20 protein-coding genes are annotated in these 21654 nt (G+C 60.3%); 8 read left to right on the forward strand and 12 right to left on the reverse strand.

Annotated features, from left to right (window positions below):
- Positions 1-51: 51 nt before the first annotated feature.
- The gene (locus tag QLG02_RS19310; RefSeq protein ID WP_011705475.1) at positions 52-627 is read left to right on the forward strand and encodes an LON peptidase substrate-binding domain-containing protein; all 576 of its coding nucleotides are present in this window, start codon (positions 52-54) and stop codon (positions 625-627) included.
- 227 nt (positions 628-854) lie between these two features.
- Here QLG02_RS19310 and QLG02_RS19315 read toward each other — a convergent pair whose 3' ends face one another.
- Positions 855-2951: an ATP-binding protein gene (locus tag QLG02_RS19315; RefSeq protein WP_282465922.1), complete on the reverse strand. Its 2097-nt coding sequence runs from the start codon at positions 2949-2951 to the stop codon at positions 855-857.
- Between the two features lie 18 nt (positions 2952-2969).
- Positions 2970-4154, reverse strand: coding sequence for an FIST N-terminal domain-containing protein (locus QLG02_RS19320; RefSeq protein ID WP_065476784.1), 1185 nt, complete (start codon positions 4152-4154; stop codon positions 2970-2972).
- A 113-nt stretch (positions 4155-4267) separates the two neighbouring features.
- Here QLG02_RS19320 and yvcK point away from each other — a divergent pair, with 113 nt between their 5' ends.
- Entirely contained in the window at positions 4268-5179 is a 912-nt protein-coding gene (yvcK, locus tag QLG02_RS19325; RefSeq protein ID WP_282465923.1) for a uridine diphosphate-N-acetylglucosamine-binding protein YvcK, read from the forward strand.
- A 51-nt stretch (positions 5180-5230) separates the two neighbouring features.
- Here yvcK and QLG02_RS19330 read toward each other — a convergent pair whose 3' ends face one another.
- The 3 genes from QLG02_RS19330 to lpcA all read right to left on the reverse strand — a co-directional run bounded on the left by QLG02_RS19330 (position 5231) and on the right by lpcA (position 7385).
- Positions 5231-5566, reverse strand: a complete 336-nt coding sequence (locus tag QLG02_RS19330; protein WP_282465924.1) for an Hpt domain-containing protein — start codon at positions 5564-5566, stop codon at positions 5231-5233.
- Positions 5567-5887: 321 nt separating this feature from the next.
- Entirely contained in the window at positions 5888-6667 is a 780-nt protein-coding gene (locus QLG02_RS19335; protein ID WP_029301368.1) for a class II glutamine amidotransferase, read from the reverse strand.
- A gap of 139 nt (positions 6668-6806) precedes the next feature.
- A complete protein-coding gene (gene lpcA / locus QLG02_RS19340) occupies positions 6807-7385 on the reverse strand; it encodes a D-sedoheptulose 7-phosphate isomerase (RefSeq protein ID WP_011705469.1) in 579 nt (192 codons plus the stop codon).
- Between the two features lie 244 nt (positions 7386-7629).
- Here lpcA and fadE point away from each other — a divergent pair, with 244 nt between their 5' ends.
- Positions 7630-10086, forward strand: a complete 2457-nt coding sequence (gene fadE, locus QLG02_RS19345; protein WP_282465925.1) for an acyl-CoA dehydrogenase FadE — start codon at positions 7630-7632, stop codon at positions 10084-10086.
- Positions 10087-10252: 166 nt separating this feature from the next.
- Positions 10253-11770, forward strand: a complete 1518-nt coding sequence (locus QLG02_RS19350) for an HD domain-containing phosphohydrolase (RefSeq protein ID WP_201354359.1) — start codon at positions 10253-10255, stop codon at positions 11768-11770.
- Positions 11771-11851: 81 nt separating this feature from the next.
- Here QLG02_RS19350 and QLG02_RS19355 read toward each other — a convergent pair whose 3' ends face one another.
- Both QLG02_RS19355 and dnaQ read right to left on the reverse strand, forming a co-directional pair.
- A complete protein-coding gene (locus tag QLG02_RS19355; protein WP_259241855.1) occupies positions 11852-13117 on the reverse strand; it encodes a TIGR03503 family protein in 1266 nt (421 codons plus the stop codon).
- Positions 13114-13848, reverse strand: coding sequence for a DNA polymerase III subunit epsilon (dnaQ, locus tag QLG02_RS19360; RefSeq protein ID WP_011705465.1), 735 nt, complete (start codon positions 13846-13848; stop codon positions 13114-13116). The genes QLG02_RS19355 and dnaQ overlap by 4 nt, the downstream gene beginning before the upstream one ends.
- A 52-nt stretch (positions 13849-13900) precedes the next feature.
- Here dnaQ and rnhA point away from each other — a divergent pair, with 52 nt between their 5' ends.
- Complete coding sequence (rnhA, locus tag QLG02_RS19365) at positions 13901-14365, forward strand: ribonuclease HI (RefSeq protein WP_017409841.1); 465 nt, start codon at positions 13901-13903, stop codon at positions 14363-14365.
- Between the two features lie 55 nt (positions 14366-14420).
- Here rnhA and QLG02_RS19370 read toward each other — a convergent pair whose 3' ends face one another.
- On the reverse strand, positions 14421-15143 hold the full coding sequence (locus QLG02_RS19370) for a methyltransferase domain-containing protein (RefSeq protein WP_016350242.1): 723 nt from the start codon (positions 15141-15143) through the stop codon (positions 14421-14423).
- A 71-nt stretch (positions 15144-15214) separates the two neighbouring features.
- On the opposite strand from QLG02_RS19370, the gene gloB reads away from it, so the two are divergent.
- Together gloB and QLG02_RS19380 are read left to right on the forward strand one after the other, a co-directional pair.
- Positions 15215-15979 carry a hydroxyacylglutathione hydrolase gene (gene gloB / locus QLG02_RS19375; protein ID WP_017409839.1) on the forward strand — a complete coding sequence of 255 codons (765 nt, stop codon included), beginning with the start codon at positions 15215-15217 and terminating at the stop codon, positions 15977-15979.
- A 70-nt stretch (positions 15980-16049) separates the two neighbouring features.
- Positions 16050-17597: a LysM peptidoglycan-binding domain-containing protein gene (locus QLG02_RS19380; protein ID WP_043160754.1), complete on the forward strand. Its 1548-nt coding sequence runs from the start codon at positions 16050-16052 to the stop codon at positions 17595-17597.
- Positions 17598-17683: 86 nt separating this feature from the next.
- On the opposite strand, the gene QLG02_RS19385 is transcribed toward QLG02_RS19380, so the two are convergent.
- Complete coding sequence (locus tag QLG02_RS19385) at positions 17684-18529, reverse strand: endonuclease/exonuclease/phosphatase family protein (RefSeq protein WP_043160756.1); 846 nt, start codon at positions 18527-18529, stop codon at positions 17684-17686.
- Between the two features lie 111 nt (positions 18530-18640).
- On the opposite strand from QLG02_RS19385, the gene QLG02_RS19390 reads away from it, so the two are divergent.
- The gene (locus QLG02_RS19390) at positions 18641-18865 is read left to right on the forward strand and encodes a hypothetical protein (protein WP_268014704.1); all 225 of its coding nucleotides are present in this window, start codon (positions 18641-18643) and stop codon (positions 18863-18865) included.
- Between the two features lie 6 nt (positions 18866-18871).
- On the opposite strand, the gene yciA is transcribed toward QLG02_RS19390, so the two are convergent.
- From yciA to QLG02_RS19405, 3 genes are all read right to left on the reverse strand, one after another.
- Positions 18872-19267 carry an acyl-CoA thioester hydrolase YciA gene (gene yciA / locus QLG02_RS19395; RefSeq protein WP_005299258.1) on the reverse strand — a complete coding sequence of 132 codons (396 nt, stop codon included), beginning with the start codon at positions 19265-19267 and terminating at the stop codon, positions 18872-18874.
- Between the two features lie 142 nt (positions 19268-19409).
- Positions 19410-20222 (reverse strand): NAD-dependent epimerase/dehydratase family protein, encoded by an 813-nt coding sequence (locus QLG02_RS19400; protein WP_282465926.1) that lies wholly within the window; start codon positions 20220-20222, stop codon positions 19410-19412.
- A gap of 258 nt (positions 20223-20480) precedes the next feature.
- Positions 20481-21479 (reverse strand): LacI family DNA-binding transcriptional regulator, encoded by a 999-nt coding sequence (locus tag QLG02_RS19405; protein ID WP_282465927.1) that lies wholly within the window; start codon positions 21477-21479, stop codon positions 20481-20483.
- Between the last annotated feature and the right edge of the window lie 175 nt (positions 21480-21654).

Consider the following 21654-nt stretch of genomic DNA (forward strand, 5'->3'; position numbering starts at 1 on the left):
GCACAGTCGCTGCATTGTCCTGTTCAGCAACTACTCAATGGAGGATGGAACATGAAACTTCAACCCTTGGCACTGTTCCCCTTGCCTTCCCACATACTGCCTGGTGGCAAGCTTCCTCTGCGTTTGTTTGAACCGCGCCACCTGCAGATGCTCAAAGAGTCATTCATCGATGACCAGGGCTTCGGCATCGTGATGGAAGAGGCGACAACGACTGGCAAGTCCGGGCGGATCCTGCCAGTCGGCACCCGGGTCAAAGTCACCGACTTTTACACCCTGAATGACGGCCTGCTCGGCGTCACCGTACTCGGCATGGAACGTTTCTGCATCCACGAGATGGAAACGGACGAGCTGGGTCTGCGCCGTGCCAGAGTCGAAGCCCTGCCCAACTGGCCGAGCACCCATTCAGACTTCAGCGACAAACCGCTGGTGACCCGGCTGCGGGAAGTGTTTGAACAGTATCCGGAACTGGATGAACTTTATCCGGACAAGCAGTTTGACGATGCGGCCTGGCTCTGCCAACGCTGGCTCGAAATCCTGCCGATGCCGATCTATGAAAAGCAGATGTTGATTGCGAAACAAAATAGCGAAGCGGCCCGTCAATTCTTGCGCCGACTGATCGCACAGTGAGTCAGAAGTGTATTGCAAAATGCGAATATTCCGATAATGAAAACAAGGTTTTCGCGTTTTGCAAATAAAGCGCCCAATAAAAATCAATAACAGCGCTGCAAGCCGCATAAACTGGTTCTGAAAAGTTGGCACGACTTTTTCATATAGAATCGTACAACCCGATTTATCCCGTGCTCTCTTCAGTATTTGCTGAAGAATTGGTCAACCACCCAGGTTGACCATTTTTTTTAGCTGCGATCCGGCGCTGCGGGTTGAAAATGGCGTTGCAGACACTCTCGCAGCCGCATCAGACTTATCGGTTTGGCCAGAAAGTCATCCATCCCCTGGGCCAGGCAACGAGCCCTGTCTTCCGCCATGGCGTTGGCCGTCAGTGCCACGATGGGCACGCTACAACCCAGCTCTCGCAAACGCCGGGTCGCCTCCAGTCCATCCATCTGCGGCATCCGCATGTCCATCAGGATGAGATCCGGCCGTTGTTCCGCCACCTGGGCCAGCGCCTCCAGCCCGTTGGCTGCGACTCTGACCCGGCTCACCAGCTTTTGCAGCATGAGCGATACCACCAGCTGATTGACCGGACTGTCTTCCACCACCAGCACATCCAGATCCTGAATGGGCTGCTGATCCGGCTCGGGCCGGCTGCTGCATTCGCATGGCAGCGCCATGCCCGGCAAATCGAACCAGAAGCAGCTCCCCTCACCGGGGGCACTGCGCAACTGAATGCTGCCGCCCATCAACTCCACCAGCCGCTTGCTGATGGCCAGCCCCAGCCCGGTGCCCGAGAAGCGGCGGGTGGCCGAACTGTCGACCTGAGAGAAGGGTTCGAACAGCAGCGCCTGATCCTCGGCCGAGATACCTATCCCGCTGTCGGTCACCGAGACCCTCAACTGCTGTTCATGCCAGCTCAGTTGCAGTAACACGCTGCCCTGACTGGTGAATTTCACCGCGTTGCCGAGCAAATTGCTGATCACCTGGGAGAGGCGCACCGGATCCCCCTGCAACTGGGCTGGTACGGCGTCGTCCACCCGCCAATCAAGGTCGATACCCTTGCTGCCCGCCTGCGCCAGCAGCGGTTCAATGAGGGACTGGCAGAGCTGGGCCGGCTGCAGCGTCTCGCAGTGAAACTCCAGGGTATGGGATTCAATCTTCGAGAAATCGAGCACGTCGTCGATGATGGTCTGCAGCAGACGAGCCGCATGGGTGGCGTGGCCCAGCAGCGTCTGTTGCTGGGGTTCAAGCTGGGCGTGTTGCAGCAGGTCCAGCATGCCCAGCACCGCGTTCATGGGAGAGCGGATCTCGTGGGTCATCATGGCCAGGAACTGCGACTTGGCGCGGTTGGCCGCTTCCGCTTCGTCCCGCGCCCTGGCCAGCTCCTGCTCACGGCGGATCTGGTTGCCCACGTCCCGCGCCGTGCCGCGATAACCGATGAAGACGCCGGCCGCATCGAAACAGGGCTCGGCGTTGATCTCCATCCAGCGTGGCCCCTTTGCCAGGCTGACCTGGGCCCGCACCGCCCGCACCGGCAGGTGCAGACCGATGAGCCGGCGATACTTGCCCCATTCGGGGTCGCGCCTGTCATGGGCGTAATCATAGAGGCTCTGGCCGGGTTGATGCACCAGCATGTCCCCCTGCTGGCCGGGGGCCGATACATAGCTCAGCCGGTGCTCGGTATCCGTCTCCCAGAACCAGTCGGACGCCATGCCGGCAAAGCTGCGAAAACGCTGTTCGCCCGCTTGCAGCGCCAGTGTTTTCAGCTCGACCTGTTCCTGTAGACGGGCTCGATAGGCGATGTTGACCAGCGCCTGGGAGATGAGCGGACGGCAGCGCTGCATGGCCGCCTTGCTCTTGAGATCGAAGGTCCCCATCACGGCGTGACGGCAGATGAGTACGCCGGAAAAACCGGGAGCGCGCAAGCCCGTCATCATCACGCTGGCCCAGCCCTCAACATCGGCCAACGGCGCCAGTTCGGGCAACTGGGTCGGATCATAGATGACAAGGGTCTCTCCCTCGATGGCGCGAGAGAACAGCGGGGTCAGCTGCCAGCTGCGCCCCACTTCGCCATCCTGGGTGCTGAGGTGGGTGATGCCACCCTCTCCCTCCCAGGCCACCACATCCGCATGTTCGAAGCCGATGAAGGGTTTGAGCACCTGAATGAGGCTGTCCAGCACCTGTTCCAGCGTCTGGGCATCGGCCAGCGTCGCCACCCCGCACAACAGGGTTTGCGACTCCTGCCGGTATTTGGCCTCGCGTTCCCGGCAACGCACCAGCTCCACCAAGGTGGTCTGCAGCTTGTCGCCGAGGGCTTCCAGTTCCGTGTTACCTATCATCTTGTTTCCAGCGCAATGTCAGCTGTCGAGGAAGATCACGCTCGAGACCATCAGGTTGCCGTGCGCCAGCTCACCATGAGGCAGGCGGCCCTGCTCGCCGAAGGTGAACGGGGTGATGAAGGGGATGTCCCCCAGCCGGGTATGAAATTGATCGACAAATTGGCATAAGCTATCACCAAGAGCCAAGCGACAACCAGCACAAAAAATCACAAGGGCGCCAAACGGCTGCATCTCGGTGGCCATGCCGTACTCGGGTTCGATGCGGGTTGCATTCAGACTGCGTTGCAGCAAGCCCTCCTGACTGCTGTACATCAGCAGCAACCGCTCCCCGACCTGAGTATCGGTAAAGAGGCGCAATCCGCCACCTTCTGTCACGGCTTCCGGGTGGGAGAGCTTGTAATAGGGCATGTCATCCAGGGTGCCCACCTGTCTGGCCAGCGGCGACAGGGTGGTCTCCCGCAGGATGGGACCCACCGGCCAGGGGGTTGTCCGTCCGCTCCAGCGAGCGTAGACCTCGGCTGCCGGCTCATGATCGATGGTGAGGATCTCCCGTCCCGACAGGGCCGTGATGGTGCCGCGATATTCGGTGGGGACATAGCCGGAGTGAAACTGGAACGCCAGCTGGCAATCGGGATAGAGCACGGCCAGTGCGACGCCCTCGCGGGTACTGCCCTCATCCCAGCACAGCTGCCAGTCACCGCTGACGCTGTTGTCGGCGGCGGAGCCCCCGACGACCGGGACCGTCGTGCCCAGCTCGGCCTCGATGCTCTCCAGCATCGCCTCCTCCTGGCCCGGGCTTGCATGCAGCAAGATGAGTTGTGGCAGCTCGCCGGGGCGCCCCCCGTCGGCGATGGCACTGCGCAGCAGCTGGCGCACATCCACCGCATCCCCCGCCTGGCCCGCCACGCCGTAGGCTCCCTTGTCATCGTAGATGGCCGCAACTGCCAGACCGATCCCCTGACGGGCATGATGGCCGGTCTGGGTCATGACCCCGCCACATGAGCTGCAACCGATCATCCGAGACGACGGGAACTGCTGTTTGAAGTGATGGCGCAGTTCCTCGGCATCGTGAGCCTGAGTAAAATAGACCAGTAACAGCGAAGGGGAATGAGGTGCTTGAGCGAGCAGCCGCTCACAGACCTGCCGGGCAGCCAGCAGGGAGGTCTCTTCAAGAGAGTGAGCCGTCAGGAAGTTCAACACCATCTCCTAGTTGTTCATGATGCTGGGGGTAAGCAAAAATCATACCTTAATCAAACAATTATCCCGTCATATCGACTAAAATCACACTCAATTGAGCCCAACCACAGGAAAACGGCATGTGGCAGAAGAACATCAATGATTTTGACCGGGTCGTCGCCATCGGTGGCGGCCACGGCATGGGCCGCGTGCTCTCTTCACTCTCGTTTCTGGGAGCGCGCCTGACCGGCATCGTCACCACCACCGATGATGGCGGCTCTACCGGACGACTGCGCAAGAGCCAGGAGTGTATCGCCTGGGGGGATCTGCGCAACTGCCTTAATCAACTGGTGACCGATCCCAGTATCGGCAGCCTGCTGTTCGAATATCGGTTCGCCGGTCGCGGTGAACTGGCGGGCCACAACCTCGGCAATCTGATGCTGCTGGCGCTCGACAACCTCTGCGTGCGCCCTCTTGATGCTATCAAGCTCATCAGCGACATGCTGAAAATAGAGTCACAATTGTTACCCATGTCTGAATTTCCCACCGACCTGTGCGCCCACACGGCCTGTGGCAACCAGATCCTGGGGGAAGTCTCCATCGATCAGCTCGACACCCCGCCGCTCTCCCTCAGCCTGAGCCCGGAGGTACCGGCCACCCGCGAGGCGGTGCAGGCATTGGCACAGGCCGACATGATCATCCTCGGCCCCGGCAGCTTTCTTACCTCCATCATGCCGCCCCTGCTGCTGGCTGAGGTGGCCCAGGCCATCAACGAGAGCGATGCCATGCTGGTGTTCATCTGCAATCTGGTCGCCGAAAACGGCCCTGCCAGCCAGCTCAGCCTGCACAATCAATGGCGCTGGCTGGAGTCACGGGTCGGAGCGGGTCGGGTCGATGCCATTCTGGCCCCGGCGGGGGAATACCCGGCAGAGCTGGCTGGCCGATTGATCCTGGCCGAGCTGGGTGAGGCCGCCCTTCCCCATCGGCACGATCGCCTGAAATTGAAGCTGGCACTGGACAGGGTTATCCAGCAACTGGTCAATCAACGCTAATCGGCGGGTAGAGGATGGCAAGTCCGGCGCCGATGCGCCGGCTGCAGGGGCTCAGTGATAGTTGGCGAGGTGGGAGAGCACCTGGGGCAGGGATTGCTCCAGCTCGGCCAGCAAACGGGCGACTTGCTCGCCATCTTCATGTTTGCAGGCTTGTTCCAGCGCCACCACCTGTTGGTAGCTGAGCTGGGCGCCATAGCTGCCGCAGGAGGACTTCATGCTATGGGCAAGCCGGGCCAGTGCGGGCCAGTCCTGCCGTTCATAGAGCGGGCGCAGCTGGGCAAGCTGTTCCCCCACCTCTTCGATGAAGACCGAGATCACCACCGGCATCATCTCCTGGCCGATATCTTCCGCCAGCTGTCGCAACACCTTCTGATCCAGCCACTCCATTCCGTCATCCTCCTGATGGTATTCAAACAGACCATACTATAGATGCCCGGCACGACTCAGTCACGTCTCATCGCCGTCAGAAAATCGAACTCAAACGGGACTTGCATGAGAAAAGCGTGATCAGGATCGCCTAACCAGACAATAGATGGCCAAGTTGCAACATAAATGTTGCCATTAAATTAACAATTAAATAACAATGGCAGCCGTGAGAATGATGCGACTCAGCAACACCTCTCTCATCCCTTTTGCCTGTATGGCTGCTGCGAAGAACCAGGGTAGGATTCTACCCTGGTATTTTTTTATCTCTGGATCAGCTGATTATCACAGCTGATTGGCACCCACCCGCTCACCCAGTCGAAACAGACTGAACTCGCCTGGCGCCATTTTTACCCAGTCTTCATTACCGGTCAGCGGCCGGGTCGCAATCAGGGTTACCACATCGTCCGGTGTCGTCTCGCTCTGAAAGTCGATGGCGACATCTTCATCCAGCAGACGGGCCTCTCCGAACGGAGCTCGCCGGGTCAGCCAGTAGAGGTTGTTGCTGCAGTAGGTCATCACGAACTCCCCATCCGACAGCAGCATGTTGAATACCCCCAGACCGCGCAGCTCGTCGCACAGGGTCGCCAGGTAGCGAAACATGGCGGGGAAGTTGGCAGGGCGTCGGGGATATTTCTGTTCCAGCCGATCGAGCAGCCAGCAGAAGGCGTGCTCGCTGTCGGTGTCGCCCACCGGTCGATGGCGGCCGGTGGCCAACCCTTTGTAACCCGTCAACTGGCCATTGTGGGCAAAGGTCCAGTAACGGCCCCACAGCTCGCGGGTAAAGGGATGGGTATTCTCCAGCGAGACGCAGCCGCGGTTGGCCTGCCGAATATGGCTGACCACGGCGCGGCTCTTGATGGGCAGCGCCTGCACCAGCCTGGCAATCGGCGACTGGGCGCTGGGCTCGGGATCCTTGAAGGTACGAAAGCCTTTCCCTTCGTAAAAGGTGATGCCCCAGCCATCCTTGTGAGGCCCGGTCTTGCCGCCGCGCAGCATCAGGCCGGTGAAGCTGAAGCAGATATCGGTCGGCACATTGGCACTCATGCCGAGCAGTTCGCACATAGGCTGTGGGCTCCTTGCTGACTTGACCATCTCATTGCCAATCGGCCGGCTCAGCCTGCGCTGACACCGGCCGCGTGCGCAAGATCCCGCCGGGACACGGCCAGACAAGGCACGACTATCCCGGCTCGAGATCCCTGCCTTACTTGGCCATCTCTTTTTCGACCAGCTGGATCAGGATGTGGATCACCTTGATGTGCACTTCCTGAATGCGGTCGGCGTAACCAAAGTGTGGCACCCGGATCTCGACATCGGCCAGGCCAGCCATCTTGCCGCCGTCCTTGCCGGTCAGCGCAATCACCTTCATGCCTTTGGCATGGGCAGCCTCGATGGCTTTCAGGATATTGCCGGAGTTGCCGCTGGTGGAGATGCCAAGCAGCACGTCACCACGACGGCCGACTGCTTCCACGTAGCGGGAGAAGACGTAGTCATAGCCAAAGTCGTTGGACACACAGGAGAGGTGGCTGGGATCGGAGATGGCGATACCGGCATAACCGGGGCGGTTCTCGCGATAACGGCCGGTCAGCTCTTCGGCAAAGTGCATGGCGTCGCAGTGGGAGCCACCGTTGCCACAGGAGAGTACCTTGCCTTCCTGCTTGAAGGAGTCAGCGAGCAGCTTGGCGGCCGCTTCGATGTCCTTGAGATTTTGCTCATCTGCCAGGAACGCCTGGAGCACGCTGGCAGCTTCGGTCAATTCATTGCGGATCAGTTCTTGGTACATGATGTCTCTTCCAAAATATGGGCCGCGCCATTGTCGCACAAGCCAATCCCGGAGTCGCCCCCTGCCCGTCAAGCGCCCCTCTGCAGGACGTTATGCCGATCACAGAGCCAAGGTAACAAGCTTGTAAACAGCTTGATAAGTTTGTGCGTATGAATTACAACAGGGACCATATCCAACAGGTCAGACCTCTGGATCAGTTCAACCATATTCACCCAACTTCGGCAACTCATGCAAGGAGCGAAAAATGACGACGACCCTCACTCTGCTCGGAGTGATCCTGGTGATCGGCGCCATGGCTTATCGCCGGGCGTCTCTGTTCACCTCCACGCTTGCCACGGCGGCAGCCCTGATTGTCGGCACCCTCTATGGCCACGTTCCCCTGCTGGTCTGGGCGCTGTTTGCCGTGATCGCCATCCCCCTCAACCTGGTGGATTTTCGTCGCAACCAGCTGACCAAACCGCTGTTCAAACTCTACAAATCCATCATGCCGGAGATGTCCCGCACCGAGAAAGAGGCTATTGAAGCGGGCACAACCTGGTGGGAAGCAGACCTGTTTGCCGGCAACCCGAACTGGAAGAAGCTGCACGCCATTCCGGTCAGCACGCTGTCTGCCGAAGAGCAGGCGTTTATGGACGGTCCGGTTGAAGAAGTGTGCCGCATGGTCAACGACTGGGAAGTGACCCACGAGCGGGCCGACCTCTCTCCCGAAGTGTGGCAATACCTGAAGGACCACAAGTTCTTCGCCATGATCATCAAGAAGAAATATGGCGGGCTGGAATTCTCCGCCTATGCCCAATCCTGCGTGCTGCAAAAACTGTGCGGCGCCAGCGCCGTGCTCGCCTCCACCGTTGGCGTACCCAACTCGCTGGGCCCGGGCGAGCTGCTGCAACACTATGGCACCGACGAACAGAAAGATTACTACCTGCCCCGTCTGGCAGTCGGCAAGGAGATCCCCTGCTTCGCCCTGACCAGTCCGGAAGCGGGTTCCGACGCCGGCTCCATCCCCGACTTCGGCATCATCGCCAAGGGTGAATGGGAAGGAGAAGAAGTGCTCGGCATGCGCCTCACCTGGAACAAGCGCTACATCACCCTGGCCCCCATCGCGACCGTGCTGGGTCTGGCCTTCAAACTGCGCGACCCGGATCACCTGCTGGGTGACGAAGAAGAGCTTGGCATCACCTGCGCCCTCATTCCGACCCACATCAAGGGGGTCGAAATCGGCCGCCGCCACTTCCCGCTCAACGTGCCGTTCCAGAACGGTCCGACCCGCGGCAAGGACGTGTTCGTCCCGCTCGACTTCATCATCGGCGGCCCGGCCATGGCTGGCCAGGGCTGGCGCATGCTGGTGGAGTGTCTGTCGGTAGGACGCGGCATCACCCTGCCCTCCAACAGCACCGGCGGCGTCAAGATGCTGGCCCTGGCGACCGGCGCCTACAGCCGTATCCGTCGCCAGTTCAAGCTGCCCATCGGCAAAATGGAAGGGATTGAAGAGCCGCTGGCCCGTCTCGGTGGCAACGCCTACATCATGGGGGCCGCCGCCAACCTGACCGTGACCGGCATCGACCTGGGCGAGAAACCCTCGGTCATCTCCGCCATCGTCAAATATCACCTCACCGACCGCGCCCAGAAGTGCATCATCGATGCCATGGACATCCACGGCGGCAAGGCCATCTGCATGGGCCCCAACAACTATCTGGCCCGCGGCTATCAGGGTGCCCCCATCGCCGTCACGGTGGAAGGGGCCAACATCCTGACCCGCAGCATGATCATCTACGGTCAGGGCGCCATCCGCTGCCACCCGTACGTGCTGCCGGAGATGCTGGCCGCCAGCCACCCGGATCAGGAACAGGCCCTCAAGGACTTTGACAAGGCGATGTTCAGCCACGTCGGCTTTGCCATCAGCAATCTGGTGCGCAGCTTCTGGTTAGGGTTAACCGGTGCCCGCTTCGCCGCCGCGCCGTTCAAGGATCAGACCAAGGGCTACTACCAGCAGCTCTCCCGCCTCTCTGCCAACCTGGCCTTCCTGTCAGACATGGCGATGGGTACCCTGGGTGGCGAGCTCAAGCGCAAGGAGCGGGTCTCTGCTCGTCTTGGCGATGTACTGAGCCAGCTCTATCTGGCCTCCAGCGCCCTCAAGCGCTATCAGGATGAGGGTCGTCAACACGCCGATCTGCCGCTGCTGCACTGGGCGCTGCAAGATGTCCTGTTCAAGGCGCAGGAAGCCATCGACGAATTGCTGCGCAACTTCCCGAATCGCTGGATTGGCTTGGCTCTGCGCGTCATCGTGCTGCCGCTGGGTCGCGACCTGAAGCGCCCGAGCGACAAGCTGGACAGCCAGGTCGCCCGCCTGTTGCAGACCCCGAGCGAAACCCGCAGCCGTCTGGCCCAGGGTCAGTATCTCACCCGCGAAGAGGGCAACCCTTTCGGTCTGCTGGAGCAGGCACTGGACGACGTGCTCTCTGCCGAACCGCTGTTTGAGAAAGTATGCAAGGCTGACGGCATCAAGCGTCCGTTTATGCAACTGGACAAGGTGGCAGAGATCGGCCTGGCGCAGGGAGTACTCAACCAGACCGAAGCGGACCTGCTGCGCCGCGCCGAAGAGAGCCGCCTGCGCACCATCAACGTCGATGATTTTGATCCCATCGACCTGGTGGCCAACAAGGCGCTGTTCGAGCCATCGGCCTATCACAGAGCCGCCTGACAGACACATTGATAGTCAAACGCCTCCCAAGTGGAGGCGTTTTTTTATGGGGCCGGAACAGGATGACGACAAAGAGATTTCACAGATCAAATTTTATTTCTCAATAAGTTTCCTATCCTTAGTGAAGCAGTTAATGTAAGCACAGGATCCCAAACAGGATTGCATGATGGATGACCAAATCCTGATTATTGACGATGATGATCTGCCCCTTCTCGATGACCAGCAGGCTGGATGGAAGGTGATGATTGTGGACGATGAACCCGAGGTTCATCGCATCACCAAGATCACCCTGAGCAAGTTTGAATTCGATAATAGACCCATTGAATTTTTGCATGCTTATTCAGCCGCCCAGGCCAGGGAGCTGCTCGCCAAGACCCCGGACGTAGCACTGCTGCTGCTGGACGTGGTCATGGAGGTCGATCACGCCGGCCTTGATGTGGTCAAATTCGTGCGTGAGGATCTGCAAAACAAGATGGTGCGCATCGTGCTGCGTACCGGCCAACCCGGTCAGGCCCCGGAAGATGACGTGGTCACCAACTACGACATCAACGACTACAAGGACAAGACCGAGCTCACCTCCCAGAAGCTGCGCACCCTGCTGCGGGCCAGCCTGCGTTCATACCGCGACATCCGCACGCTGGAGAGCAATCGCCAGGGGCTGGAAAAAGTCATTGAGGCCTCCAAGGGGATCTTCGAGAAACGGGCCCTGCGCCAGTTTGTCGAAGGGGCTCAGGAACAGCTCGGGGCCCTGCTCAGTCTGGAAGAGTCGCAAATCTACGACGTGAAGCAGTTCGCCTACGAAGTACGGGATCAAATTCTGGAGCCCCTGCTGCCGGGCCACCCGTCACTGCGACTGGCAGATGCACCCTCCATTCTGCGCCAGGCCATGGCCAATCGTGCCAACGTCTATGATGGCAACCAGATGGTGCTCTACTGCCAGAACCCCCGTCATCACCTGCTGTTTCATATCGAGACCACTCGCCAGCTCAGCCAGATGGACATGGGGCTGCTCAGCCTGTTTACCGAAAACATCATAGTGGCGCTGGAGAACATCCGGCTCAACGAGGTCATCGCCGACAACCAGCGCGAGATCATCTATCGGATCGGCGAGCTGGTTGAGACCCGCTCCAAGGAGTCCGGCCTGCACGTGAAACGGGTCGCCCTCTACACCGAGCTGTTCTGCCAGTTGCTTGGCATGAGCGAGGAACAGAGCGAGCTCATCAAGCGCGCCTCCCCGCTGCACGACATAGGCAAGGTGGGCATCCCGGATGCCATCCTTCACAAACCGGGCAAATTGACCCCCGAGGAGTGGGAGATCATGAAGACCCACGCCCAACTGGGGCAGGACATGCTCTCCGGCAGCGATCTCGCGCTGTTCCAGATTGGCGCCACCATCGCCGGTAACCACCATGAAAAGTGGAATGGCAGCGGCTATCCCCGTGGCCTCAAGGGTGATGCCATTCCGTTGGAAGGGCGGGTGGTGGCGCTGGCCGACGTGTTTGATGCGCTCGGCTCGGATCGCTGCTACAAGAAGGCCTGGCCGCTGGACAAGGTGCTGGCGCTGATCCAGGAGGAGAAAGGTCAGCACTTCGATCCCCAGTTGGTAGACCTGATGCTGGCCAACCTCGACAAGTTCCTCGAGATCCGCGATCAACACAAAGACATCTACGTCGGGGAACATTGATGCTGAAGGGTTGCAGCTAACCCGCTCCCCCACAAATAACAAAGCCGCCTCGATGGGCGGCTTTTTCATGCGGTTACCCGGTTATTGTTCGGGTAGGTTCAGATCCAGTTTGGCTTCCGGCTTGGCGCTTTCGCTCTCGGCTTTCTGCGCCGCCATCGCTTTTTTCAGTGCTCGCCGCTTTTGCAGCAAGATGAAACCGACGCCGCCCAGCAAGACCAGCAGGATGCCGACCCCACCCAGCAACCAGATCAGCCAGCCGCTGCTCTGTTTTTCCTCGAATTTCACCTGGTTGGGCACTGCCGCCGAGGTTTCAGAAGCCGCAGAGGCCGCCGATGGTTCAGCCGCCAGCATCGGGAAGATATTGAACGATTTCACCGGCAGTGTGACCTGGATCTCGCGGCCCAGCCGGGTCGTGCCAAACAGGGTGGCAGTCACCTCATACTGGCCGACCTCCTTGATGGCGGAGAGATCCACTTCCACACGGGGTTCAGTCGCCACCGCATTGAACGCCATGCTGGCTCCCACCGTGTTGGTCGCCTTGCCCTCAATGACCACGGAGGCCGGATCCAGCTCATCCGCATCGATCAGGAAGGAGAGCTTGGCGCCAAACTCCTGCGAGGGAGGCGCCAGGGTATAGCTGACCGGCAACGGGTAGATCAGCACGTCCTGATAGCGAGCGCGGGAGAACACCTGATTGCCCGTGCTATACATGGCCCGGTATTTTCCTGCAGCCACATCCAGCACCGCCTCGGCGGTCATGATGCCGTCACCCGGCACCTCGTCGAGCCCCTTGCCATCGTCACGATAGTGGCCGAGCACTTCGTTAACGATAGGATCTCCCTCCTGCTTGGCATCGTTGAAACGCTGCAATCGCACCGTCATGCCAAGGTCGGTCAGGTAATAACCGGCCTTGGGCGGTGCATCGTCGATCAGCAGCCAGGACTTGAGCTTGACCCTTTCCCCCTGATAGAGCTGGGTCGGCAGTTGATCGGTTTCCAGCCTGATATTCGACAGCAGGCGCACCCGGTTGTCCGGGTCCACCTCGCCGATGGCCTGCCAGGGGCCCGGCATGGGATCACGGATGGTGATGAGATCCTGATCCTTGAGCGCCAGCCAGCCCACATCGGGGGGCGTCACCTTGCCCACATAGAGCTTGCTGCCGTCCGGACGCACCAGGATCACCGACGGGGTGCCCGGCTTGCGCGTCACGATGAAGGTGATCTCTTTCACCCCGTAATCAATACGAAAGCGATTGTCGAGCAGGGGAATGTCGGAGGGGGCAAACACCTCGTTGGCCGAGGCAGTCAGCGAGGCCAATAACAGCAGGCCGCTCCATAGCTTGCTCATTGCCGCCACAGGCAGGCTCCTCCTTTTTTCTGCACCAGATCCAGCCGCGCCTCGTGCACCGCCTCAATCTCGGCGCTGGCACGGATCACCTTGAGCGGTGGGCGGTTGCTCTCCAGTCGGCGGATGCTGGTGTCCTGATTGCTCTCATTCTCACTGCTTTCGGTAGCCAGATTCAACTTGGTCTGGCCACCCGTCATCAGCAGATAGACGTCCGCCAGGATCTCCGCATCGAGCAAAGCCCCGTGCAGGGTACGGTGCGAGTTGTCGATGCCGTAGCGATCGCACAGCACGTCGAGGTTGTTGCGCTTGCCCGGGAACAGGTCCCGCGCCATCGCCAGGGTGTCCGTGATGCCGCAGATGTCAGCAGTCTTGAAATTGAGGCCGAGCTTGCCGAACTCATAGTCCATGAAGCTCACGTCAAACGGCGCGTTGTGGGCAATCAGCTCGGCACCGCGGATGAACTCGATGAACTCGTCGGCTATCTGGCTGAACGACGGCTTGTCACGCAGGAACTCGTCGGTGATGCCGTGCACCTGGATGGCCTCGGGATCCACCAGCCGATCCGGCTTGATGTAGACGTGGAAGTGGTTACCGGTCAGCTTGCGGTTGATCACCTCCACACAGCCGATCTCGATGATGCGGTGTCCCAGATAGACGGGGCCACCGGCGGTGTTCATACCTGTGGTTTCAGTATCCAGAATGATCTGGCGATTCAGTTGGGGTGTGTTCATGATCCAATCTATGTCAAACTTCGGCTTTACCCGCTAGTTTACCCCAAGACTCATGCTAAAAAAGATCGATTTGTATACGGATGGTTCCTGTCTCGGCAACCCGGGCCCTGGCGGCTATGGTGCCGTCATGGTCTATGGCAAGCACCGCAAGGAGCTCGCCGCCGGTTTTCGCCTCACCACCAATAACCGGATGGAGCTGATGGCCGCCATCATGGGGCTGCGCACCCTGAACGAGCCCTGCCAGGTCAGACTCACCACCGACAGCCAGTATGTGCGCCAGGGGATCACCCAGTGGATTATCGGCTGGAAGAAGAAAGGATGGGTGACTGCCAGCCGCCAGCCGGTCAAGAACGTCGATCTCTGGCAGGCGCTGGATGCGGAAGTGGCGCGCCATCAGATCGAATGGCTCTGGGTCAAAGGGCACTCAGGTCACCCGGAAAACGAACGTTGCGACGAGCTGGCCCGCGAGGCCGCCAGCGGCAAGCAGCTGGCCGAGGATACCGGCTACCAGCCCTGATCCAAGGCTGCCTCACCCGTCAGGACCGCTCGCCAGCCAGGGCGCCCGAGACTGGCTACCAACCCTGACGCGCCATGCCCGGCGTCGCTATCGACTCGGGCAAGCGCCAGCGGCGGCGCACCGGCGTCAAGGGAAAGCGCCGCTTGCGCGCCGCTATCACGTAAACGGACGCAAACGGCCTGCAATAATCCCGCCCCACACTCTCCCGCCACCAGCCGATCCGGCTTTGCTTACCCATGAACGAGTAGCCAAAGCGCTCGTCAAACATCACTTCACACCCGAGCAGCTGCAGCCAGTCGGTGACCCGCGCCGGAGTGAACATACGGGCCGACCAGGGCAGATGTTGACGCAGGAAAGGCAGGCAGTGGCCGATGCCGACCAGGCTGAGCGGATTGTAGCCGCTGACGATGAGCCAGCCATCGTCGGTCAGTACCCGCTCCGCCTCGCGCAGCACCTGGTGGGGGTCTGGCGAAAAGTCGAGGCAGTGGGCCAGCAGGCAGGCATCCACGCTGCCGGTACGCACCGGCAAGGCCAGTGGATCGCCCTTGAGATCCAGCAATCTGCCGCTGGGGGCAACCCCTATCTGATGGCGAATGGAAGAGCAGCCGCAGGAGAGTTCGGCGCTCAGCGCCCCGACTTTAAGCAGATGATAACCAAACAGATGTGGGCACCAGCTGTCGAGCCGCTCCTGGATCTCGGCCGCTACCCAGTCCCCCATGGGCAGTGCCGACCAGCTGGTCGGGATCTCGATTTGTTGTTCGGTACGTGCCACCTGCATAATAGGGCTCAACTTGGGGTTCGAACGCCATCCAGTTATATAAGATACCCTCCATAAAGAGAAGCAGACTCATGTATCCAGTGATCACAGTTCCTGCCTTTAACGACAACTACATCTGGTTGATCCGACACGAAAATCACTGCCTGGTCGTCGATCCTGGCGATGCCGAACCCGTGCTGGAGCGACTGGCCGCGCTGGACCTGCAGCTCGATGCGATTCTGCTGACCCATCACCACCACGATCATGTGGGAGGAGTCACCGCCCTGCTCGGCCATTTCCCCCATGCCAGACTCTATGGCCCTAAACTTGACCCCATGCCCGCTCATCACGGCCAGTGGCTCGATGACGGAGATCAGATCAACTGGCACGGCCTGAGTCTCGAGGTGATCCATGTGCCCGGCCATACCCATGGCCACATCGCCTATTACGGCCACGGCATGCTGTTTTGTGGCGATACCCTCTTCAGTGCCGGTTGCGGCCGCCTGTTTGAAGGTACCCCGGCCCAGATGCACGCCTCACTGCAACGACTCGCCGCCCTGCCCGACGACACCCTCATTTATTGTGCCCATGAGTACACCCTCTCCAACCTGCGCTTTGCCTACGCGGTCGAGCCGGACAACCAGGCGATCCAGCAGCGGATCGGGCTGATCAGCAAGCTGCGCCAGCAGGGTCTGCCGAGTCTGCCCTCTCGGCTGGGGGATGAGCGGGAGTTCAACGTTTTTCTGCGATGCGAACAGGATTCCGTGAAATTTTCTGCTGAGAAACACGCCTTAAAATGCTTGGAAAATCCAGAGGATACCTTCACCGTGCTGCGATCCTGGAAGGACGTTTTTTGAACAAACCTTGATCAGGGGGCCATTGCCCCTTATGATGCGAGCTGTTTTTCCTAAAGATGACCTGAGCGAGATGAAGGTACGAACGGCCTTATTGGCGGCGCTGTTTCTCAGCGGCTGCCAAAACCTGAGCCATCAGGATGACCGGGCGCTAACGGCAATCGAGCCGATCAAGTCCCCCCAAGTCAACAAAAAAGCGTATAAAAAGCATTCGGCGCGCTTCCTGTTCGGTGATGAACAGATCGACGAACTGGATGACACCGATAACCTGTGGGTGCGTATCAGCGATGATATGCAGTTTGATCCGCAGGAGAACGACCGTGTCCGCCAGCAGCGTGATTGGTTGTTGCGCAATGATAAGCATCTGGCGACCATTGCCAGCCGGGCTGAGCCCTACCTGTATCTGATGGTAGAGGAAATCGAACGGCGTGAGCTGCCAATGGAGCTTATTACCATCCCCATGATCGAGAGCATGTTCGATCCCCACGCCCGTTCCCGCAGCAATGCGGTGGGTCTGTGGCAGTTCGTTCCTGCGACCGGCAAGAACTTCGGCCTGCGCCACGACAACTGGTATGACGGCCGCCGCGATGTACTGGCCTCCACCAATGCCGCGCTGGATTATCTGGAGTACCTGAACCGTTTCTTCGACGGCGACTGGCTGCAGACGCTGGCGGCTTACAATGCCGGTGAAGGACGGGTGCGCAACGCCATCACCCGCAATCAGAAGGCAGGCCGACCAACCGACTACTGGTCACTCGATCTGCCCCGCGAAACCCGGATGTATGTGCCCAAGATCCTGGCCATGGCCGACATGATCCGCAATGCGGACAAGTACAATGTCACCCTGCCGGTACTGGCCAACAAGCCTCAGCTGCGGGTGGTCAACACCGGCGGCCAGATCGATCTGAACGTGGCTGCCCAGCTGGCAGGCCTGCGTCCGGCTCAGCTGAAAGAGGTCAATCCGGCCCTGACGCGCTGGTCGACCTCACCCAAAGGGCCCTATCGCCTGCTGGTACCGGTCGAGTATGCCGATACCCTGGAGCTGGCCCTGGCCGATCTGCCCCAGAGCGAGCGCATCCGCACCCGCTCCTATCAGGTCACCAGCGGCGACACCCTCTCCCGTATTGCCCAGAATCACGGGGTGAGCGTGCAGCAGCTCAAGCTGGCCAACAACCTGAGTGGCAACCACCTGCGCCGTGGCCAGACCCTGATGATCCCAACCAGCGGCAGCAAGCCGGCGGTCAGTCAGAGTGTCCAGAGCAAGCCACAGCAGCTCGCCAGCCGCAGTGCCGGCAAGATCCAGTACAAGGTGCGTGCCGGTGACAATCTGTGGAGCATCAGCCAGGCGCACGGGGTCACCCATGACGAGCTGGCCAAGTGGAACGGTCTCAACGCCAAGTCGGCCTTGAAGCCTGGCATGAAGCTGGTGGTCTGGCCCAAGCAGGGCAAGAGCAGCAACAAGTCCATGGTCTATCAGGTACGCCGCGGTGATTCCCTTTCCTCCATCGCCGCCCGTTTTCAGGTTGCCGTGATGGATGTGATGCGCTGGAATCAGCTGGGCAAGAGCGATTACCTCAAGCCGGGTCAGGAGCTGACCCTGTTCGTGAAGAACAACAGCTGATCGTTCATCGCTTCATAAAAAAAATACCCCGCTAAAAGCGGGGTATTTTTTATCCGGAACAGGCCACCCTGGCGGTCTGTACAGCTTCAGGGGGTGATGGCCTGGGCCGCGAAACGGGCCATGATGGGGTTGTGATCCGAGGCATCTGTCACCGGGCTGCTCACTTCCACCAGGTCCAGGTTGCGGTAGTAGAGGTGATCGAGCGGCCGGCCGAACGCGGTCCGGCGCAGATCCGGCACCGGGATCGCCTCCTGCAGCCCCAGTTCGCCCACCAGCTTGTTCAGCCAGAATTCGCGCTTGTCGCTCCAGGTGTTGAAATCCCCGGCCAGAATGACCGGGCCCTGATGGCGATGGATCAGGGCGGTCAGATCGTTGAGCTGCTCGCGAAAGGTCGCCATCCCCAGCTCGAAATTCACCGCATGCAGGTTCACCACCAGCACGCCGTCAGGATCCCCCTGCAAGGGGTAGAGGCTGACCAGACCGGATTTGGGGATGCGCAGCAGCGGCTCGGGGGAACGCACCCCGCACACGAACGCCTGTGGCGTCTTGGCGACCGTCATCACGCCGAAGGAGACACCGCCCTGGGTAAAGGCTTGCAATTGCTGCCACTGGAAATCACCGGCCTTCAGCCATTCCAGCATGTCGGGGCGGGTCGCCGACTCCTGCAGCAGTACCAGATCCTGGGATTTGGCATACTCGTCGAGCCCCTCACGCCAGTTTTTACGCTGACCCTTGTAGAGATTCCAGACGGTAATGCCGAACTCGCGTGGCAAGGCGGTGGAGGCCAGTGCCACCAGCGGCGGTTTCTGGCAGTTGGCGCCGGGAATGATGCCCTGCGCCGTGACCAGGTGATCCTGATCCGGCACCTCGAAACAGCCGACCAGTCCCAACGTCAGCAGCGACGTACCCAGAATGCGATAACTATTTTTCATTGGCTAACAACCACCTGCCTCTGCATTGTGTCCTGACCATCACAAATGTCATCGCTGCCGACTAGGCTGATAGCTCGTGTCCGGCCCGGCTCATCCAGAAGGAATTCAACGATGGCGAGACAGCACCAGTACCGCGTGACATTTTATGATCAACAAGGAAATTGTCATCAAGTGGAGCTTTCCACCGTCTATCAGATCAGACGGGATCCCCAGTGCGATCTCTGCCTGTTCGACACCCAGCATTGCGTCGGCTCGGAAGAGATGCTGGAACGCATGATACGGCAAAAAACCGGGTTTGAGCAGGAAATATCCATCATCAACGCCCGGCTTATCTGAGCCGGATCAGACCGGTACCGGACGGGATTTTCCCTGTTCGTCGATGGCGACATAGGTGAAGATCCCTTCGGTCACGCAGTAGCGCTGGGCCTCGTTTTCACGCAGCACCGGCTTGACCCACACCTCCAGCTTCAGGCGCATGGAGCTGCGACCGATCTTCAGGCAGCGCCCGTAGCAACACACCACGTCGCCCACCTTGACCGGGCTGTGAAAGGTCATGCCCTCGACGGATACGGTACAAATACGTCCTTTTGCCAGCTCCTTGGCCATGATGCCCCCACCTATATCCATCTGGGACATGATCCAGCCCCCGAAGATATCGCCATTGGGGTTGGTATCGGCTGGCATTGCCAGGGTTCTCAGCAACAGTTCCCCATCGGGGTGACGTCTTGTATCTACCATCTTTACCGCTCTCTCTGTATGGATGGCGGCATGATAGGGGGCGAGCCCCCCCCTTGGCAAACCTCAATTGCCCGCCGCGCCACACCATTGGAGCCGCCTGTGCCCCAATTCCCGCCCCACTCGATAGCACCGGACGGGATGCTCAGTGACCCCGAGCCGCCAGCTCGGCAAACCAGTGCGCCGGATCGGGCCAGCGATAGACAAAGCCGAGCTGCTCGCAGATGCGCAGCCCCTCGACGGGGACAAACCGGCCGGCCGGCTCGATGAAGACCGGGGCCGGCAGGCCCAGCTGACGCGCGGCAAAGGGGTAGAACTGCTCCCGGCGCGGGTGCACCGGCGCACTAAGGTTGTAGGCATCCCCATCCTTTCCCTGCGCCAGCAGCAGCTGACAGGCGGCCACCACGTCATCCAGGTGCACCAGGTTCACCGCCTGACCGCCCCCCTCCAGGGTTTTGCCCGCCAGGAAGCGGCCGGGATGGCGCTGTGGCCCGTACAGCCCGGCCGGGCGCAGCACCATGGCACAGGGAATGCCAGCCCCCATCGCCGCCTGCTCGGCGGCCAGCATCCGCATCCCGCGCTCGTGGGCAGGCCTGGGTTGCTCATCCTCCCCCTGCCCCGGCGCCCAGACCGAGGTGGCACTCACGAACAGCAGCCGCTGCACGCCGGCGGCCAGCGCCAGCTCGGCCACCCGCCCGATGGAGGCCGGGTAATCCTCGACCTTGCTCGGCGGCACGCAGATCACCAGCTCGCGGCAGCGAAACGGCAGGGCGGTCAGCCCGGTGCCCAGTTGCAGCGGCCAGGCCTGCAGCCCTTCTGCCGTCAGCTGCGCGGCTTTCTGAGCCGAGCTGACCGTCACTGCCACCTGGCGACCCTCGGCCTGCAGTGCCCGGGCCAGCGGCAACCCCAGCCAGCCAGCGCCCACGATCCCCGTCTGGTATTCACTCTCTGTTGTCATGACAAAATCCTGGCAAAAAAAAACGGCCATCCATGATGACCGTCGAAAGTAACGAAGGAAATAGCTGGATTAACCAGTTACCTCCCACAGCGGGAAAATCGGGAGCACAGGCTCCTAATTCGTGGGGCCTATGCTAGTGGCAGGCAGTCCAAAAAGCTTTGAAGCGGATCACAGTTGAAAAGGATTTCTGAAAACGCTTTCAATTTTTCCGCAAAATAGGGAAGCAACATTGGCCCATTCAGGGCCAATGTCGGCTACTCAGGCGACGGATTCCCGTCTGACCAGCTCGGCCTCGAACTTGAGCACCAGCCCCTCGGCCGGCTTGTGATCCAGCAGGCTCAGCGCCAGCTCCGCAGCCCGGCCGCCCATCTCCTCGATGGGGTAGCGCACCGTGGTCAGCTTGGGATAGATGTAGCGGGCATAGGGAATGTCATCGAAGCCCACCACCGAGATCTGCTGCGGGATCTTGTATCCCCGCTCCAGCAGACAGGAGATGGCCCCCGCCACCATGGCGTCGTTGAAACCGAGCACGGCGGTAAACTCAACCCCCCGATCCAGCAGTTCGCCCATCGCCACGTAACCGCCGTTCTCGTCGGCAAAGGCGCGGCCGATGAGGGCAGGATCAAGAGCGATGCCGGCCCGCTGCAGGGCGTGATGATACCCCGCCATCCGCTGCTGGCCATCGACGAACTCTTCATCGTCCGAGGTGACGAAGGCAATCTTGCGATGGCCCGCATCCAGCAGGTGCTGGCAGGCGGTGGTGATGCCGGCCTGGTTGTCCAGCCAGACGCAGCGATCTTCGGCACCCGGCACCTGGCGGTTGATGAAGACCACCGGGGTGCTGCCCGCCACCAGCTCGCTCAGCTCCTCGTCGGGCAGCGCCTTGCTGTGCAGGATCAGCGCATCGCACTGACGCTGCAGCAGCGCCTGGATGGCGTGACGCTCGCGTACCTCGTCGTGATTGCCGGACATGACGATGGTGAACTTGTCCGCCTTGTCCACCACGCTCTCGATGCCGCGCATCATCTGGGCGAAGAAGGGGCCACCACACAGATCCCCCACCAGCACACCGATGCAGTTGGAGCGCTTGCTGACCAGCGCCTGGGCAAAGCTGTTGGGACGAAAATTGAGTTCCTTCATGGCCGCCATGACGGCCTCACGCTTTTCTGGTGCCACCTGCGCCGTGTTGTTGATGACTCGCGACACAGTTGAAATGGACACATTAGCCAACCGGGAAACGTCTTTAATCGTTGCCACTATCAATTCCTTTGTTGGGGGAGCCTGTCTGTGTTGAACGGGCGATTATAACGAACCTGCCAGACCAAGAGATGGCGCCCGATCACCTGGCAGGTTTCCTTTTGTAACAAAACCTTATGGGATAATAACCATTTTGGGGAGGGAATGGGAATCCGGCTGCCGCCAGGGCGGCAGC

It is taken from the genome of Aeromonas sp. V90_14 (assembly GCF_029967615.1).
GTDB classification, from domain to species: Bacteria; Pseudomonadota; Gammaproteobacteria; order Enterobacterales; family Aeromonadaceae; genus Aeromonas; species Aeromonas hydrophila.

Excerpts from the sequence above, each read along its gene's own strand:
- QLG02_RS19310 (WP_011705475.1), top strand. The coding sequence starts at position 52 with ATGAAACTTCAACCCTTGGCACTGTTCCCCTTGCCTTCCCACATACTG.
- QLG02_RS19315 (WP_282465922.1), bottom strand. The coding sequence starts at position 2,951 with ATGATAGGTAACACGGAACTGGAAGCCCTCGGCGACAAGCTGCAGACC.
- QLG02_RS19320 (WP_065476784.1), bottom strand. The coding sequence starts at position 4,154 with ATGGTGTTGAACTTCCTGACGGCTCACTCTCTTGAAGAGACCTCCCTG.
- yvcK (WP_282465923.1), top strand. The coding sequence starts at position 4,268 with ATGTGGCAGAAGAACATCAATGATTTTGACCGGGTCGTCGCCATCGGT.
- QLG02_RS19330 (WP_282465924.1), bottom strand. The coding sequence starts at position 5,566 with ATGGAGTGGCTGGATCAGAAGGTGTTGCGACAGCTGGCGGAAGATATC.
- QLG02_RS19335 (WP_029301368.1), bottom strand. The coding sequence starts at position 6,667 with ATGTGCGAACTGCTCGGCATGAGTGCCAATGTGCCGACCGATATCTGC.
- lpcA (WP_011705469.1), bottom strand. The coding sequence starts at position 7,385 with ATGTACCAAGAACTGATCCGCAATGAATTGACCGAAGCTGCCAGCGTG.
- fadE (WP_282465925.1), top strand. The coding sequence starts at position 7,630 with ATGACGACGACCCTCACTCTGCTCGGAGTGATCCTGGTGATCGGCGCC.
- QLG02_RS19350 (WP_201354359.1), top strand. The coding sequence starts at position 10,253 with ATGGATGACCAAATCCTGATTATTGACGATGATGATCTGCCCCTTCTC.
- QLG02_RS19355 (WP_259241855.1), bottom strand. The coding sequence starts at position 13,117 with ATGAGCAAGCTATGGAGCGGCCTGCTGTTATTGGCCTCGCTGACTGCC.
- dnaQ (WP_011705465.1), bottom strand. The coding sequence starts at position 13,848 with ATGAACACACCCCAACTGAATCGCCAGATCATTCTGGATACTGAAACC.
- rnhA (WP_017409841.1), top strand. The coding sequence starts at position 13,901 with ATGCTAAAAAAGATCGATTTGTATACGGATGGTTCCTGTCTCGGCAAC.
- QLG02_RS19370 (WP_016350242.1), bottom strand. The coding sequence starts at position 15,143 with ATGCAGGTGGCACGTACCGAACAACAAATCGAGATCCCGACCAGCTGG.
- gloB (WP_017409839.1), top strand. The coding sequence starts at position 15,215 with ATGTATCCAGTGATCACAGTTCCTGCCTTTAACGACAACTACATCTGG.
- QLG02_RS19380 (WP_043160754.1), top strand. The coding sequence starts at position 16,050 with ATGAAGGTACGAACGGCCTTATTGGCGGCGCTGTTTCTCAGCGGCTGC.
- QLG02_RS19385 (WP_043160756.1), bottom strand. The coding sequence starts at position 18,529 with ATGAAAAATAGTTATCGCATTCTGGGTACGTCGCTGCTGACGTTGGGA.
- QLG02_RS19390 (WP_268014704.1), top strand. The coding sequence starts at position 18,641 with ATGGCGAGACAGCACCAGTACCGCGTGACATTTTATGATCAACAAGGA.
- yciA (WP_005299258.1), bottom strand. The coding sequence starts at position 19,267 with ATGGTAGATACAAGACGTCACCCCGATGGGGAACTGTTGCTGAGAACC.
- QLG02_RS19400 (WP_282465926.1), bottom strand. The coding sequence starts at position 20,222 with ATGACAACAGAGAGTGAATACCAGACGGGGATCGTGGGCGCTGGCTGG.